We start from the raw sequence: 1,166 nt of genomic DNA on the forward strand, positions 1-1,166 counted from the left end.
ATGGCCACGGGAGGATCGGTGAACACCGTCCAGGGAATGGCCTTGGGCTTTTCCGTGGCGGGGGTTTCACCTCGCAGCTCGGCCGCGAGAGTTTCCGCAAGGAGAAGGCCTTCGTGGCTGGCCTTGTGGGCCAAGAGGGCCCCGCCCCGCAAGTCGCCAATGGCATAAATACCGGGCCCGGCCCGAAAACTTTCGTCTGTGACCACAAAACCTTTCTCCAACTTGAGGCCAAGGTCGGCTAGCCCCTGGGAAAGGGGCCTTCTTCCCACGGCCACAAGGATCACCTCCGCCTCAATTTCCTCCCTTTTTTCGCCATCCACAAGGAGGCCGCCTTTCGTGAGGCCGGCGGCCCTCGTTTTGAGGCGGATCTCGATCCCTTGGCGTTCTAGGCTTTGGCGCAAGAAGGCCTCGCCGCGCCGGGAAAGGCCCAGGCCGGGAAGCAGACCGTCCATCATCTCTACCACCGTGATCTTCGCTCCCAGGCGCCGAAAAACCGTGGCCAGCTCCAGGCCCACCACCCCACCGCCCACCACGGCCATCCGCTCCGGAATTTGCGGGAGGGCCAACGCATGGTCTGAGGACCAGACCCGTTCACCATCGAAAGGCAGGAAAGAAAGTTCCACGGGTGCGGAACCCATGGCCAAGACGATCGCCTTGGCCTCGATCCTCTCCGTTTTGGAGTCGCTTATCACTTCAACCTCGCCCGGTTTGAGGACTCTTCCCTCGCCCCGGAGGATCTCCACCTTGGACGCGGCAAGGAGACGCGCCACGCCGCTTCGAAGGTTTTCCACCACCTGGGAAAGGAAGGCCCGCAGACGGGGAAGGTCTACGCGGACGGAAAAATCGAGGCCCATGCGCCGATAAAGTTCCGTTTTTCCCAGCGGCAACGTGGCCGCGTACAGGGTTTTGGTGGGGATGCACCCGAGATTGAGGCACGTTCCGCCGAGGTGCTCCTTCTCCACGAGGATCGTTTCCACACCTAATTGGCCGAGTCGTCGGGCCGCCACGTATCCCGCGGGCCCGCCGCCGATCACCACCACATCCGTTTTGGCCATAGCACCAGAGTATACTTGGCCTCCCGTCCCAAAGGGGCTAAGCTTTCCAGGGTGTTCATCATGCGAAAACTTTGGAAAACGCTGCCGTTGGCTTTTTTGATGCTCGCCCTT

General features: G+C 61.5%; 1 protein-coding gene. It reads right to left on the reverse strand.

Annotation, left to right across the window (positions count from 1 at the left end):
• Positions 1-1,055: FAD-dependent oxidoreductase (locus tag H5T41_11260; protein ID MBC7109336.1), on the reverse strand; the 1,055-nt coding region annotated here is incomplete at its 3' end.
• Positions 1,056-1,166 lie beyond the last annotated feature (111 nt).

Source organism: Methanomassiliicoccales archaeon (genome assembly GCA_014361295.1).
GTDB lineage: Archaea > Thermoplasmatota > Thermoplasmata > Methanomassiliicoccales > JACIVX01 > JACIVX01.